The 12,690-nt window shown below is 46.2% G+C and carries 15 protein-coding genes; 5 read left to right on the top strand and 10 right to left on the bottom strand.

From position 1 onward, the window contains the following. Nucleotides 1-67: 67 nt before the first annotated feature. The 3 genes from IZU26_RS02310 (at nucleotide 68) to sppA (ending at nucleotide 2,599) form a co-directional block, all read left to right on the top strand. Nucleotides 68-790 (top strand): CYTH domain-containing protein, encoded by a 723-nt coding sequence (locus IZU26_RS02310; protein WP_433276452.1) that lies wholly within the window; start codon nucleotides 68-70, stop codon nucleotides 788-790. Between the two features lie 95 nt (nucleotides 791-885). Continuing rightward, nucleotides 886-1,647, top strand: coding sequence for a DUF975 family protein (locus IZU26_RS02315; RefSeq protein ID WP_433276454.1), 762 nt, complete (start codon nucleotides 886-888; stop codon nucleotides 1,645-1,647). Continuing rightward, nucleotides 1,634-2,599, top strand: a complete 966-nt coding sequence (gene sppA, locus IZU26_RS02320; RefSeq protein ID WP_433276456.1) for a signal peptide peptidase SppA — start codon at nucleotides 1,634-1,636, stop codon at nucleotides 2,597-2,599. The genes IZU26_RS02315 and sppA overlap by 14 nt, the downstream gene beginning before the upstream one ends. A 136-nt stretch (nucleotides 2,600-2,735) precedes the next feature. Here the strand turns inward: sppA and IZU26_RS02325 are convergent, their stop codons facing one another. Continuing rightward, entirely contained in the window at nucleotides 2,736-3,344 is a 609-nt protein-coding gene (locus IZU26_RS02325) for a response regulator (RefSeq protein WP_021330846.1), read from the bottom strand. A 147-nt stretch (nucleotides 3,345-3,491) separates the two neighbouring features. On the opposite strand from IZU26_RS02325, the gene pepF reads away from it, so the two are divergent. Next, nucleotides 3,492-5,294 carry an oligoendopeptidase F gene (gene pepF / locus IZU26_RS02330; RefSeq protein WP_433276459.1) on the top strand — a complete coding sequence of 601 codons (1,803 nt, stop codon included), beginning with the start codon at nucleotides 3,492-3,494 and terminating at the stop codon, nucleotides 5,292-5,294. Nucleotides 5,295-5,355: 61 nt separating this feature from the next. Beyond that, nucleotides 5,356-6,387 (top strand): adenosine deaminase, encoded by a 1,032-nt coding sequence (add, locus tag IZU26_RS02335; protein WP_310824110.1) that lies wholly within the window; start codon nucleotides 5,356-5,358, stop codon nucleotides 6,385-6,387. A gap of 286 nt (nucleotides 6,388-6,673) precedes the next feature. Here the strand turns inward: add and IZU26_RS02340 are convergent, their stop codons facing one another. From IZU26_RS02340 to IZU26_RS02380, 9 genes are all read right to left on the bottom strand, one after another. Continuing rightward, nucleotides 6,674-7,084 (bottom strand): PIN domain-containing protein, encoded by a 411-nt coding sequence (locus IZU26_RS02340; protein ID WP_433276461.1) that lies wholly within the window; start codon nucleotides 7,082-7,084, stop codon nucleotides 6,674-6,676. Beyond that, the gene (locus IZU26_RS02345; RefSeq protein ID WP_310824106.1) at nucleotides 7,081-7,350 is read right to left on the bottom strand and encodes a type II toxin-antitoxin system RelB/DinJ family antitoxin; all 270 of its coding nucleotides are present in this window, start codon (nucleotides 7,348-7,350) and stop codon (nucleotides 7,081-7,083) included. Before IZU26_RS02345 ends, IZU26_RS02340 begins: the two co-directional genes overlap by 4 nt. Before the next feature lie 108 nt (nucleotides 7,351-7,458). Further along, nucleotides 7,459-7,707 carry a PIN domain-containing protein gene (locus IZU26_RS02350; protein WP_433276463.1) on the bottom strand — a complete coding sequence of 83 codons (249 nt, stop codon included), beginning with the start codon at nucleotides 7,705-7,707 and terminating at the stop codon, nucleotides 7,459-7,461. Between the two features lie 360 nt (nucleotides 7,708-8,067). Next, the gene (locus tag IZU26_RS02355) at nucleotides 8,068-8,676 is read right to left on the bottom strand and encodes a hypothetical protein (protein ID WP_433276465.1); all 609 of its coding nucleotides are present in this window, start codon (nucleotides 8,674-8,676) and stop codon (nucleotides 8,068-8,070) included. Further along, the gene (locus tag IZU26_RS02360; protein ID WP_433276467.1) at nucleotides 8,669-8,833 is read right to left on the bottom strand and encodes a hypothetical protein; all 165 of its coding nucleotides are present in this window, start codon (nucleotides 8,831-8,833) and stop codon (nucleotides 8,669-8,671) included. The genes IZU26_RS02355 and IZU26_RS02360 overlap by 8 nt, the downstream gene beginning before the upstream one ends. Before the next feature lie 227 nt (nucleotides 8,834-9,060). Next, on the bottom strand, nucleotides 9,061-9,399 hold the full coding sequence (locus IZU26_RS02365; protein WP_433276469.1) for a type II toxin-antitoxin system RelE family toxin: 339 nt from the start codon (nucleotides 9,397-9,399) through the stop codon (nucleotides 9,061-9,063). Beyond that, nucleotides 9,399-9,671 carry a type II toxin-antitoxin system Phd/YefM family antitoxin gene (locus tag IZU26_RS02370; protein ID WP_433276470.1) on the bottom strand — a complete coding sequence of 91 codons (273 nt, stop codon included), beginning with the start codon at nucleotides 9,669-9,671 and terminating at the stop codon, nucleotides 9,399-9,401. The genes IZU26_RS02365 and IZU26_RS02370 overlap by 1 nt, the downstream gene beginning before the upstream one ends. 290 nt (nucleotides 9,672-9,961) lie before the next feature. Next, nucleotides 9,962-12,055, bottom strand: coding sequence for an SUMF1/EgtB/PvdO family nonheme iron enzyme (locus IZU26_RS02375; protein ID WP_433276472.1), 2,094 nt, complete (start codon nucleotides 12,053-12,055; stop codon nucleotides 9,962-9,964). A 135-nt stretch (nucleotides 12,056-12,190) separates the two neighbouring features. Next, the gene (locus IZU26_RS02380; protein ID WP_433276474.1) at nucleotides 12,191-12,523 is read right to left on the bottom strand and encodes a hypothetical protein; all 333 of its coding nucleotides are present in this window, start codon (nucleotides 12,521-12,523) and stop codon (nucleotides 12,191-12,193) included. Between the last annotated feature and the right edge of the window lie 167 nt (nucleotides 12,524-12,690).

Raw genomic sequence — 12,690 nt, forward strand, 5'->3', positions numbered from 1 at the left:
GCCCGTTGCAAGTGCCGCGGACAATGCGGGCGCTTTTACAAAAGGGGCTCCCGTGCTACAATGCGCTATGTACGAAATCGAACTGAAAGCGCATGTCGAAGACAGCCGTGCAGTCGCCCGCACACTCGATTCTTTTGCCGAATATATAGGCGAGCTCACAAAACGCGATACCTATTACCGGCTGCCTCTCGCTTGCGTGCCGACCGGCACGGAGGCGGCATCCTCGAAGCGCGCTGACGCAAAAGCTCATTCTGAAAACACGGAAGTGCAGACCCATATCGGCTGCCGCATACGGAAAACGGTGTACGAAAAAACGGGCGAACCGAAAATCACGTTTACGTACAAGCGAAAAGAATTGCGCAAAGATGCCGACGGCATCGCAATTGAAGTGAACGACGAAAAAGAATGTACGCTCTCCGAAACGGATGCGATCGAATCGTTTATCAAAGATGCGGGCGGCAGTATTTCGCACGTAAAAGAAAAAATTATTAAAGAGTGGTATGCCGAAACGGAAGCGGGAAAAGCGCACATCGAGCTGTGTACCGTACCGCCGCTCGGAGACTTTCTCGAAATCGAAGTGCTCGCAAAAGACGATGCGCATACGGAAAATGCAAAACGCGCGATCGTGTCGATTTTCAAAAACTGCAGTATCGACGAAAGCGCGATCGAAAGACGCTATTACAGCGATATGCTCGACGAAGCGAATGAGCGGAAAACTACGGATGCCGGTACTCGCAAGCCGCACACGGCAAACGACAATAAATCGCACACAGTCACGTGTCCTCGATAAATCGCAGGCGGCAAACGATGACAAATCGCAGACGGTCGCACACGTCGGTTGAAGAAAGGTGTATTATCGTTTATCATCATCAGGAGGCAGAAATTATGTTCGACAGAAAAAAATACAAATCGTTCGCACGCATCCAATTGAAAAAACGGCGGACTGTGCCCGTTTTCATGATACTCATCTCGACGCTCGTCGTACTGCTTTTATCGCTTCCGTCAATTAAAACGTCGATCGCGATGTACAGTGAAATTTTGCAAGCATCCGCTGTATCGGCTAATCAAAACGCACTCCTCCAAATCGTGCGCAAATATCAAAAGTCGGCACCGCTCGATTCGTTTTTAAATTGGATCGTATTTTTTGTAACGGCCGTCTGTACGATCGCACAATACTGCGTCTATTTAAAAATGTCGAGAACCCCGGATCCCGTATCGTTCGGAGATTTTTTTGCAGGCTTTACGCACTGGCTCCGTGCGATCGGAGCTGCTCTGTGGAGACGGCTTTGGACGTATTTATGGACGCTCGTCTTTATTATCCCCGGTATTGTCAAAGCCATAGCCTACTCGCAGACGGATTATATCGTCGCCGAATTTCCTCACGTGCCGGTAACGCAAGCGCTCGATATCAGCAAAAAAATTACGCAGGGATACAAAGCGGATTTATTTGTCCTGCATTTGAGTTTTGTGGGTTGGAATCTGCTGTGTATTTTTACTTTCGGCATCGCATCACTGTGGGTTGTGCCGTATCAAACGATGACATACATAAACGCATACCACGGGCTCATGAAACGCGCGCTCGAAACGGGCGTCGTTACGCTTGAAGATATCGGAGATTTTGACGGAGAACGCTATGGCAAACAATAAAAAACGCGGCGGCATCGTCGTATTCGTCGTCATTTTACTCATCGCGGCGGGAATCGGCGCCTACACGATCGCGACGGACAGTTCGCGCTACGACGGCAGCACGGGATTTTTTAACAATTTCATCGTGCGGAAAAATTATATCGCATCGCTGTATATCGAAGGTGTCATCGAACCGGAAAACAAAACATACAATCACGAGTGGCTTATCGACACGATTCATTCGCTTAAAGACGACGAAAAAAACAAAGCGATTTTGCTGACCGTCGATTCTCCCGGAGGCGGCGTCTACGAATCGGACGAAGTGTATCTCGCACTGTGCGATTACACCGAGCATACCGGCCGGCCGGTTTATGCGTACATGACGACTCTCGCAGCTTCCGGCGGTTATTATATTTCGTGCGCAGCGGAAACGATATACGCAAACCGCAATACGCTCACCGGCTCAATCGGCGTTATCGCAAGTCAATCGGTCGATATGACCGAACTGCTCAAAAAACTCGGCGTCAAAGTGGAAACGATCACTGCGGGAAAAAACAAAAACATGCTCAATATCAACTCGCCGCTTACCGACGAACAGAGGGCTATCATGCAGTCGATCGCGGACGAAGCATACGAACAGTTTACCGCCATCGTCGCAAAAAGCCGCGGCATGAAAATCGGCGAAGTGAAAAAACTTGCCGACGGCCGCATCTATACCGCTTCTCAAGCGAAAAAAAACGGACTCGTCGATGAAATCGGAACGTGGGAAGATGCGCTCTCGTCTCTTCGAAAAGAACTCGATGACGATGAAAGCGTCGTAACGACGTACCGCTACGAAAAAAAAGAATCGCTTTTGGAAAGGCTTTCGGAAGCGGTGAGCAAAGCGGGAAAAACCGACGCGCTCATCCCCGATGCGATCCGAAGCGAACTCATGCTCGGCATTTCATATCCGGCGTATATTTATCGAAAGTAAATGCGGCAAGGATTGGAGGGGCGAAAGTTCCGAAGTGAGCATAAAGCGAGCGCAGGAATGAAGCCGAAAGGCGGAACCCCGAAAAGCCTGTTTTTTGCGATGCAATCGCAAAAAGCCGCCCTTATAAAGCCTTGTATCAATCTTTGAATACGCGGTCGACCGCGTCGGCGAGCAATTCGAGTTTCAGCGGTTTGCGGAAAAACTTTTCGATGCCGAGATCGACGATGCGGTTTTCATCTTCTTTGCTTTCCAGCGCGGTTACGACGATGACGGCGGGTTTTCCGTATGAATTGTCGGCGTTGATTTTGCGGCAAAGCTCGAACCCGTCGACACCGGGAAGATTGAGATCCAAAACGATACATCGGGGTTTTTTCGAAAAAAGCTGCACGCCCGCATCGAAGCCGTCAAAGGCTTGAATTATCTCAAGCTCCGGAAAACGGTCGCGAAGAAATTCGGCGACGAGCGTATTAAACGTTTTGTCGTCGTCGATGACGAGCAGCGTCGAAGAATTGTATGCCGCGCGATTCGTACACGCGCTGAGCAGTCTCATCGGGATGTGCATATTGCGCTCGCTCATAAAATCCGCAAGATCGTCGGGGTACACGCGGTACTGACCGCCGGGCGTTTTGAACGCTTTGAGATAGCCGCTGTTTATCCAGTTGATCGCCGTTTGATTTACAACGCCGCAGATATTCGCAACTTCAAGGGCGGAATATATCACCGGCTTTTCGATTTTTTTCGCCATAGACTCATATCCGTGTTTTCAATAATAGATTTAATAATGGATTTATAGTATAGCGGATCGCGTCGGAAAGAGCAATTACCGTACAACGCACTGTCGACAGGCGTTATCACGGGTGTAAAAAAAGGCGATATGCGCTATAATGACGGTATGACACAGCATTCAGTTCCGCTTCGAAAAGACGTTCCCTCTTCGGACAAATGGGATTTATCGTCGCTGTTCGCATCGGACGGCGATTGGGAAAAAGCGCTCTCGGAAATCGAAACGCTCACCGAAAAAGCCGCCGCGTACAAAGGCAGGCTTTCCGAATCCGATAAAACGCTGCTTTCGGCGCTCAAAGCGTACGAAGCTGCCGACAAAAAACTCGAAGCCGTTTTCAATTACGCGAGTTTGCAGCTGACCGCGGATGAAACCGACTCCGCCGCTCAAAACAAAGAAGGGCGCGCTCGTATGGCGTACACGAAATACCTCGCGGCAACGAGTTTTTTCAATCCCGAAGTCCAATCGATCCCGGATGAAAAGATACGGGCTTGGATGGAAGAGGACGCTTTCCGCGATTACCGCGTCTTTTTGTCGAAACTGCTCCGTATGAAGCGTTATGTTTTAAGCGAAAAAGAAGAGCGCATCATGTCGCTGCAAAGCGAAAGCGCATCCGCCGCACACAAAGCTTTTACCGTGTTTACCGATGCCGATCTGCGCTTCGGCACGGTAACGGTCGGCGGAGTAGAAAAACCTTTGACGCAATCGACGTGGAGCGTGTTTATGGACAATCCCGATCGGAGCGTCCGCGAAAACGCATATAAAAAATTCTACGGCACGTTCGAAGCTTACGAGCACACGCTCGCATCCCTCTATTCGGGGAGCGTCAATCAGGACGTGTTTTCGATGCGTGCGCGAGGCTATGCGTCCTGCCTCGAAAAAGCGCTCTATCCCGACAATGTGCCCGTAAGCGTCTACCGCAATCTCATCGACACCGTGCATAAAAATCTTCCCGCGCTTCACGAGTATTACGCGCTCAGAAAAAAAGCGCTCGGTCTTATCGAACTGCGCCACTGGGACGTATACGTGCCGCTCGTCAAAAACGTGCGCACGAACACGAGTTACGAAAAAGCGGTCGAAATATGCCGCGAAGCGCTTTCTCCTCTCGGAAGCGAATACACCGATCGACTCTGCAGCGGACTTCTCGGCGGCTGGGTCGACCGCTACGAAAACAAAGGAAAACGCAGCGGCGCTTTTTCAAGCGGCGTATACACGGGAAATCCCTTTATCCTGCTCAATTACAAAGACGACGTTATCCGCGACGTGTTTACGATGGCGCACGAAGGCGGGCATTCGATGCACACGTGGTATTCGGTACACGCGAATCCCTATATGCAGTACAACTACACGATTTTCGAAGCCGAAGTCGCATCGACATTCAACGAAGAGCTCGTATTCCGCTGTCTTTTAAAACGAGCCGAAACCGACGATATGAAAGCCTATCTCCTCGCAAGCCATGCGGGCGACATACTCGCGACGCTGTACCGCCAGACGATGTTTGCCGAATACGAACTGAAAGCGCACGAATTCGTCGAGGCGGGAGAGCCGCTTTCGGCGGAACTGCTTCGTAAAACCTATCGATCGCTTCTCGAAAAGTATTTCGGAAGCGAAATGCGGTTTGAAACAAACAGCGATATGGAAGGTTTGCGTATCCCGCACTTTTACAGCGCGTTTTACGTATACAAATACGCAACGGGGATTTCGGCGTCTCTTGCGCTTGCCGAGCGCGTATTGAACGGAGGCAAAACCGAGCGCGACGATTATTTCAGCTTTTTGAAATCGGGAGGCTCCCGCTACCCGATCGAATCGCTCAAAATCGCAGGCGTCGACATGAGCGAAAGCAAGCCGATCGAAGACGCGTGCGCCGTATTCGCACGCATCGTAAAAGAGCTTTCGGCCCTGCTTAAGATTTAGCGAAAATGTGCCGATATATATAAAGTCGGATTTTTTGCGGAAAATCTTACGGAGATTATAATTGAAAGAAACCGAGTTTTACTCTTTTTTGGCAAAGATACCGAAAGCGGAAATACACATCCACATCGAAGCCGTCATGTCGTTTCGTACGATCGAAAAATTGTACGAGCGGCGCTTCGGAAAAAAGATGAGCTCTGCGGACGAAGCCGAACTCTTTTCATACGATAATCTCAACGGCTTTATCAAAGCCTTTCTCGCCGTACAGGATCTTTTTCAATCGGTTTCCGATTTCAAATACGTTTTCGACGACTTCGGAAAATACCTTGCCAAAAACAATATCGTTTACTGCGAAGCTTTTTTCGCGCCTTCTGCATTTTTGAAAAAAGGATTCGACTACGGCGAAATGATTTCGCTCTTTTCCGAAAAAATCGCCGAAATCAAAGAAAAGCACAACATCGTCATAAAACTCCTGCTCGACGTATCGCGGACATTCGGCTGCGACAACGCGATGAAAAATTACGAACTGCTCAAGCAATACCCGTGTAAAGACATCATCGGCATCGGACTCGGAGGAGCCGAACAAAAGGGCCCTGCAAAAAATTTCGAACCCGTATTTTCGCGCGCGCACGCGGACGGCTTTCATGCAGTCGCACACGCGGGCGAAGACGTCGGACCGGAATCCGTGTGGGACACGATCAAATTTCTCCGCGCCGAACGGATCGGACACGGCATCACATCGGTGCAGGATCCCAAACTCATGGACTACCTTGCCGAAACGCAGCTGCCGCTCGAAGTGTGCATCACGAGCAATGTATTTACGAAGCGCTTTATCGATACCGTCGAAAACCATCCGATCCGCCGTATGTACGACGAAAACATCTTCGTCACCGTAAATACCGACGATCCGCTCTTTTTCAAAACGAATCTCATCGAAGAATATTGGAAGTGCTACAAAAAGCTGCACTTTACGCTTCCTGAAATCAAGCGCCTCATCTGCAACGGCTTCAACGCGTCTTTCCTCTCCGATACCGCGAAAAAGTCCTACATCCGCGAAGTAAACGCCGCGTGGAAAACTTTCGCGCCTGCAGAGTAAAATACGATTAATAATTATTAAGTTGAACGTCGGTGAACGAAGCTATCATTCTTTTGTCCGGTTCCGTTTATCACAAAAACCGATTTTAGCGTTTTTTTAGGGGGTTCCCCGCCTGCGGCGGGTCGGGCTATTCGCTCCAATCGCCTTCGGCAATTTCCGCTTCTATCCCTAACCCGTATGCGGGCTTGACATTGCCGGTCTTGCCCCTTCTTTCCGCACTTTCGCTGCACACATTACCGCAAAAAGCCTCCGTGTCCCAAGCAGGATAAATTACGTCTGTTAGGTTTTATTTATAACATTCTGTCGTCCAATCCTCAATTAATAGGCCTTCGACTCTTGAAAACTCTTCGACATTATGTGTTATCAAGGTTCCGCTGTTTGCCAGAACTGTCGCTGCAATCATCATGTCATTCGGACCGATTATGATACCATTTGAAGATAAAATTTTTCTTAATTTTCCGTATTCTACTGATGATTTTTTATCAAAAACGGCTATCGGATATAAATCAAAAAATGCTTTGTAAACTGAAATTGTCTTTTCATAATCATTGGAATTCCTTGCCCCATATTCAAGTTCAGCAAGAACAACAGACGGAATTACTATATCGCTTTCATGTTCCTCCAGTTTTTCTCCAATCTTACGAAATTTTCCCTTTATAAAATAGATTACAATGTTTGAATCTAAAAAATACTTCACATTGTCTCCAGCTTTGTATCAGCAGAAAAATTCGGTTCAGCGGATATATTCATTTCGATATCTTTGCCGCTTCCGAAATATTGCCAGATATTTTTTTTGTTTGAATCATCTCTCAGGTCGAAAGGGAGTCCATTAACTGCAACCGTTTTTTTCATAAAAATCCTGATAGCTGTCGGTAAATCCAGTCCGTAATGATTATAGATATCAGTAACTTCATCTTTTAGAGCTTCATCAACTCTGACTTGAACAAGTGCCGTATTGATCATTATAGCCTCCTTTTAAGTATACACTATTCATACATTCGTATTAATAGTGTATATTTAAATAGACTGTTTGTCAATTTATACTAATTTTATAATTATAGTATTAAGTTTTCATTCTTTTACCCAATCTTCAATTTTCAAATCGGGTACTCTCGAAAATTCATCCGTATTGTGAGTAATAAGAGTCGCTTTTTCATGCACTGCGGCGGCGGCAATAAGCAAATCGTTCGCACCTATCGGTGTACCGGCAAGTTCCAAATCTTTTCGTATTTTTGCATACTCGTAAGACATTTTATCCGTAAAATCTACAATTTCAAACGGCTTTAAAAATTGTTCCACTTTTTCCGTAGTTTTTTCCATAAAAATACATTAAAAAGCTTCTCGCGTTTCAAGCTTCGGCTGATCGGGTCCGGTAAATGACGAATCTGAAACGGAACCGAACAAATCGGCCCAACCTTCCGGATAATGCGGTTCTATTTTTTCCATAATTTTGCTTACGGCCCATTTTGAAAGCGACATATTTTCTGCATGAGCTTCGTTTTCGATTTCAAGTATATTATATATTAAATTCGGCGTTTTATAAAGTTATTTTTCAGGGGGTTCCCCGCCTCAGGCGGGTCGGGCTATCCGCTCCAATCGCCTTCGGCAATTTCCGCTTCTATCCCTAACCCGTATGCAAGTGCGACTTCCGTCGAAAAAGTCAATGCCAGGTTTATATTATTAAACTGATTTAAACTTACTATCTGAAACTCTTTCTTTAAAAAAAGCTTTAATACAATTCGGATTAATTATTGCAATTTGAATATGATCTTTTTCTCTAAAACCGGCAGTTGGATATAATTCATTACCTTCAAAAAATACTCCACGAACGGAATCATATTCATTGCCGGAATCTTTTTGTATTTTAATATAAGAATTAATTACAAGACAATCCAATTCCCGTTTATATAAATCTGTACCACCGGAGTTTTTAGGTAATTCAATACCTTTTTCTTCCGCTTCTTTTTTTAATTTTTCATAATGCTTTTTTATTTTTAATAAATTCTCTTGTTCTGTAAAATCTAAACAATTACCTAAACAAATAACCGCGCCAAGTACCGCAGGATTTTTAATTTTTTGTTTGGCATTTTGAGTATGCTTTTGCAGCATGATAGCCCAGTCCAAGGCTCTTTTAGGATCATTTTCCCAAAAGTACATACCTTTACCAAGCCAATCATAATTATTTTCGCTATAGTTTAATTTTTTCCGTTTATTATTGACCAAAGAGTCACATAGAGAACAATCACAACCGTGAAATCCAAAGATTAAATTGTTTCTATTTTTATACATTCTTATTAGGATTGGATTCGTATTTAGTTTCTTTTAAACTACTATTTATTATTTTGTACCCACAATATGCTAATACGGAAGCTGTAAGTATACCGGCAACCACCGCTCCCGTATTTGTTTTTTTATTCTCTGGAGATTTATCTTTTTCTGTATCCATAATAATCCTCCACTACTGATTTGTACAAACGATATCAGCGCCTCCTTGATGTCCCTAACTGCGGCTCATGATCCGTATATATTACAGTATATACGGAGGTAGGCTTATCGTCAAGTTCCGTTTATCACAAAAATCAGTTTTTACCGTTTTTTTCAGGGGGTTCCCCGCCTCAGGTGAATCGGGTTTTCTTGTGGTGCCGGCTTTCGTAATCACATTAGGCAGTTATCCTATCCATTCTTTCTGTCGTCTACCTCTTTATAAACTTCCATGTTTTCTCTTTTCCCAATGCCCCAAACCTCGATGATTTCTACTTTTTCCGGAGTCAAAAGTCGGTAAACAATACGGACGCTTTTACCACAAGCATAAAGTTTATAAAAACCTGTTAAATCCATATTCGCTTTATTGCCCAGCGGAAAACCAAGAAACGGATTTTTATCAAGTTTTGCAAACTTCTTATCAACCTCAACCCTTATACTGCCATCCAAATTTTTATATTCTTCGGCCGCTTCCGGAATCAACCGGATTTTTTCAAATTCATCCGCTCGGAATTCCCCTTTTTTACTCATTATTCATCCCTAAGAGATGACCAACTTACAGACTTTGAAGCATCGTAGCGGCTCATTCTTTTTTGAACCTCTGAAAAAATTTCTTTGTGTTCTTCGAGTTCTTCCAATTCGGAAAGTTTCTCGTAACGGTCAAATGGAATCATAACGGCTTCCATGATATTGTTTTTCATAATGAAAACAGGCTGATGGTCTTCGGAAATCTTTCTGACAGTCTGTGTGAGCGTTTTCTGCAACTGTGTAATCGGCATAATTTGTGAAGTTTCTACTAACATATTACCACCCCGTAAATATATAATAATACATATTTTTATATGTAGTCAAGGGTTATATTTATGGAAAAAAGCGGTTATTTTCGGTGTTTTATAAAGTTATTTTTTAGGGGGTTCCCCGCCTCAGGCGGGTCGGGCTATCCGCTCCAATCGCCTTCGGCAATTTCCGCTTCTATCCCTAACCCGTATGCGGGCTTGACATTGCCGGCCCGGCCGCTGCGTTCGCAGTATTTCTGCCGGAATACCGCACTTCGCTTGCCGGGCTTGCACCTTCTTTCTGCACCCATATAGGGTTAGTGCGCGTTGCGAACCAGGCGGAAGCCATAGACGTCGTAGCGAAAGTTCGGGTCGCCGAAGTTCCGGTTAGCAACCCGCGCGACGATGGCGCCCTCATACCAAGAACCGCCACGTCGACAGCGGCTAGAACCCGACGCCGAGCCTGTGTTTGGTGTGGTGTTCGATATGTTTCCGTACCGGTCCCAGCACCATTCCCACATGTTCCCGCTCATGTCGTACAGTCCGTAGCCGTTCTTTTTCTTTGTCTTCACGTCCCTGGTTCCTGTATCGTTTGTGTTTGATGTATACCATGCCACTTCATCAATGGTGTCGCTTCCGGCATATTCGTAGCCGTCTCCGCCGCGGGCAGCCCACTCCCATTCCGCTTCCGTCGGAAGGCGGTAGCCGTCTGCATTCCAGTCGCATGTAGCGGCATCCCATGTAGAGTCGCTCGATGTCGGAACTGTACCCCAGTCAGCAGGGTCTGTCTTGTCGTTGATTTTATAGCATGGGGTGAGGCTTTCTTTTTTCGAAAGTTTATTGCAGTACACGATCGCGTCATACCAGCTGACTTTGTTTACAGGATTGTTGCCTGCGGCGTCTCCGGTAAGCTTGTTGCCGTCCTTGTCGTAAGCGTCCGCCATGCTGCCCGGGAGGCTTCCGATTACCTCCTTGTACTCCGCTCTTGTTACTTCGTGGTCGCTCATGTAAAAGGATTTTATCTCCAGAACGCGGCCGCTCACAAATACTGCTGAACTCGGTGTCCAGCTTTCCGTTCCGGCGATTGAGGTGCCGGGTACTTCCACAAAGCCTTCGGGAACGTTGCTTGTGCCAGTCTGTACGCCCACCTTATGTTTAACTTCCGCGCTCTTGTTTCCGAGTTTGTCAACGCTCGCTATGTAGTAGGTGTAGTATGCCTTCGTTGCGTCGATGCCGGTGAATGTCTTGGTTGCGCCGTTTACGCTTTCCGCTTGCGACCTTGCGGAGTCTGTCGTTCCGTCATTCGTAGTGTACGAGATTTCCACATGGTCAAAGTCGCTTTCGCTCGGGTTTGTCCAGTTAAGGATTATCACATGGAGCGTGTCTGAATATATTCCGGAAACATTTTTTACTTTGGAAGGCGGCGTAAAGTCAAATTTACCTATGGTAATCTGCTCCGTCTCCTCTCGTCCCGATTCGTCAAGAACCGCAACCGTGTACGTTCCGTTTCCGTCGGCTTCGCTTGCCGCCGTGACGGTGAAGTAACCGTTTGATTTGACGCTTCCCGTAACGTCATACGCACCTGTGTCCGAAAGGAGGGTTTTCGCGTTCACGCTTCCGCCCTTTTTGTACACAACCTTCTTCAGTTCGGCGGCTGTCGTTACCTCTACCTTTACATCAAGGCTTGTGTTTGTGGCGGCATCCGGGACGCTTAATGCGATCGTCATCGGTGAATTCGCGCTGACGGCGACAGGCGTTGCCTTTGCCGTTACGCCCCCGCTCTTGTTTCCGCTTGTGTCCATTGTCCTTACGGTAAACGTGTACTCCGTGCCGTTCGTAAGACCCGAGACATAGCAGCCGCCCGCTCCCTGAGCTGCCATCATGCTTGTGGAGTTCAGTGCGGGAAGTGCAGCCCGGTTTATCGGGGCGCTTCCGCTGTAACTTACTTCGTATCCGTAGATGTCACTGTCCGAAGCGTCAGTCCAGGTAAGAAGCACTCGGCTGTCTTTTGCCGTCGCCGTAAGGTTTGTCACGGCAGCCGGAGCAGTCTCGTCTACTTCCACGGTCTTTGTCTTTATGGAAACTTTTCCCACGGAAACAGGACTGTTTTCAATACCGTCCTTTACGGCGATCGCCTTTATTTCCACGTCTTTGTCAAATGTCAACGGTGCGCTGTATTTTACGCTTTTTGCGTTCGGCTCCTTGCCATCCGTCGTATAGAAAATCGACGCCCCTTCCGTTGCGGTTGCCATTGTGATTTTTACACCGGCTTCCCCGGCATCTTCTGCCTTGAAGGTTACGGCTGACGCATAAGACTTCTCTTTTTCTACCTCTACGGTGTTTTTGCATCCCGCAATCCAGATTACGGCAATCGCCGCTACTATTCCGATTTTTCTTAAACAGGTTCTCATAGTTCCTCCTAGGTAAGTTTATATTATTTTGTAATATTTACTTCTTCTGAGCGTTATTTTTGCGTTTATACCGACCGGTAATTTTTATTGCCGGTTATTAAAAAAATAACCGGACTTTGTTTTGATTTTGCTATGCTACTCCATGTTTGCAAGTAATTTGTTTACTTGTTTCGCCGTCATACTGAGACCGATATTTCCGTTTTCTTCATTTCGGTTTCGAAATTCCTTTTGGATACCCTGTCTTGCTTTGCTGCCTTCAACTTCCGGTAATTTCTGCCTTAATTCAGATACAGCAGCAATATACAGCTGTTCCAAATTATAGAAGCTTTTTATTTCTTCAAGATAATTTTTTATCCGTCTGCGGTTGCGTTCATCCCTCTTTATATTCAAATTCACAAGATATGTTCCCAAAAAGGTTAAAAGCGATCCGAGAAGTGCAAAAATACCGTTAATAATTGCTTCATGCATATATATTCCTTTTAAAGACACCAACTTAAAATTCTCCGGTATAACCGCTTATTAAAAACGATTTTTAAACAAAAAACGTTCGCCGGCAGTTTCTTTGCATTGATTTTACACTTGCTTTTGCTTACATGATAGGGAGTTTACTCCCGAAAAAGTCGGGACAAACGGAA

Origin of the sequence: Treponema sp. SP13 (genome assembly GCF_050938355.1) — a bacterium.
GTDB lineage: Bacteria > Spirochaetota > Spirochaetia > Treponematales > Treponemataceae > Treponema_D > Treponema_D socranskii.

Coding starts and splice junctions, on each gene's coding strand:
- IZU26_RS02310 (WP_433276452.1), top strand. CDS start 68: ATGTACGAAATCGAACTGAAAGCGCATGTCGAAGACAGCCGTGCAGTC.
- IZU26_RS02315 (WP_433276454.1), top strand. CDS start 886: ATGTTCGACAGAAAAAAATACAAATCGTTCGCACGCATCCAATTGAAA.
- sppA (WP_433276456.1), top strand. CDS start 1,634: ATGGCAAACAATAAAAAACGCGGCGGCATCGTCGTATTCGTCGTCATT.
- IZU26_RS02325 (WP_021330846.1), bottom strand. CDS start 3,344: ATGGCGAAAAAAATCGAAAAGCCGGTGATATATTCCGCCCTTGAAGTT.
- pepF (WP_433276459.1), top strand. CDS start 3,492: ATGACACAGCATTCAGTTCCGCTTCGAAAAGACGTTCCCTCTTCGGAC.
- IZU26_RS02345 (WP_310824106.1), bottom strand. CDS start 7,350: ATGATCAATACGGCACTTGTTCAAGTCAGAGTTGATGAAGCTCTAAAA.
- IZU26_RS02350 (WP_433276463.1), bottom strand. CDS start 7,707: ATGGAAAAAACTACGGAAAAAGTGGAACAATTTTTAAAGCCGTTTGAA.
- IZU26_RS02355 (WP_433276465.1), bottom strand. CDS start 8,676: ATGTATAAAAATAGAAACAATTTAATCTTTGGATTTCACGGTTGTGAT.
- IZU26_RS02360 (WP_433276467.1), bottom strand. CDS start 8,833: ATGGATACAGAAAAAGATAAATCTCCAGAGAATAAAAAAACAAATACG.
- IZU26_RS02365 (WP_433276469.1), bottom strand. CDS start 9,399: ATGAGTAAAAAAGGGGAATTCCGAGCGGATGAATTTGAAAAAATCCGG.
- IZU26_RS02370 (WP_433276470.1), bottom strand. CDS start 9,671: ATGTTAGTAGAAACTTCACAAATTATGCCGATTACACAGTTGCAGAAA.
- IZU26_RS02375 (WP_433276472.1), bottom strand. CDS start 12,055: ATGAGAACCTGTTTAAGAAAAATCGGAATAGTAGCGGCGATTGCCGTA.
- IZU26_RS02380 (WP_433276474.1), bottom strand. CDS start 12,523: ATGCATGAAGCAATTATTAACGGTATTTTTGCACTTCTCGGATCGCTT.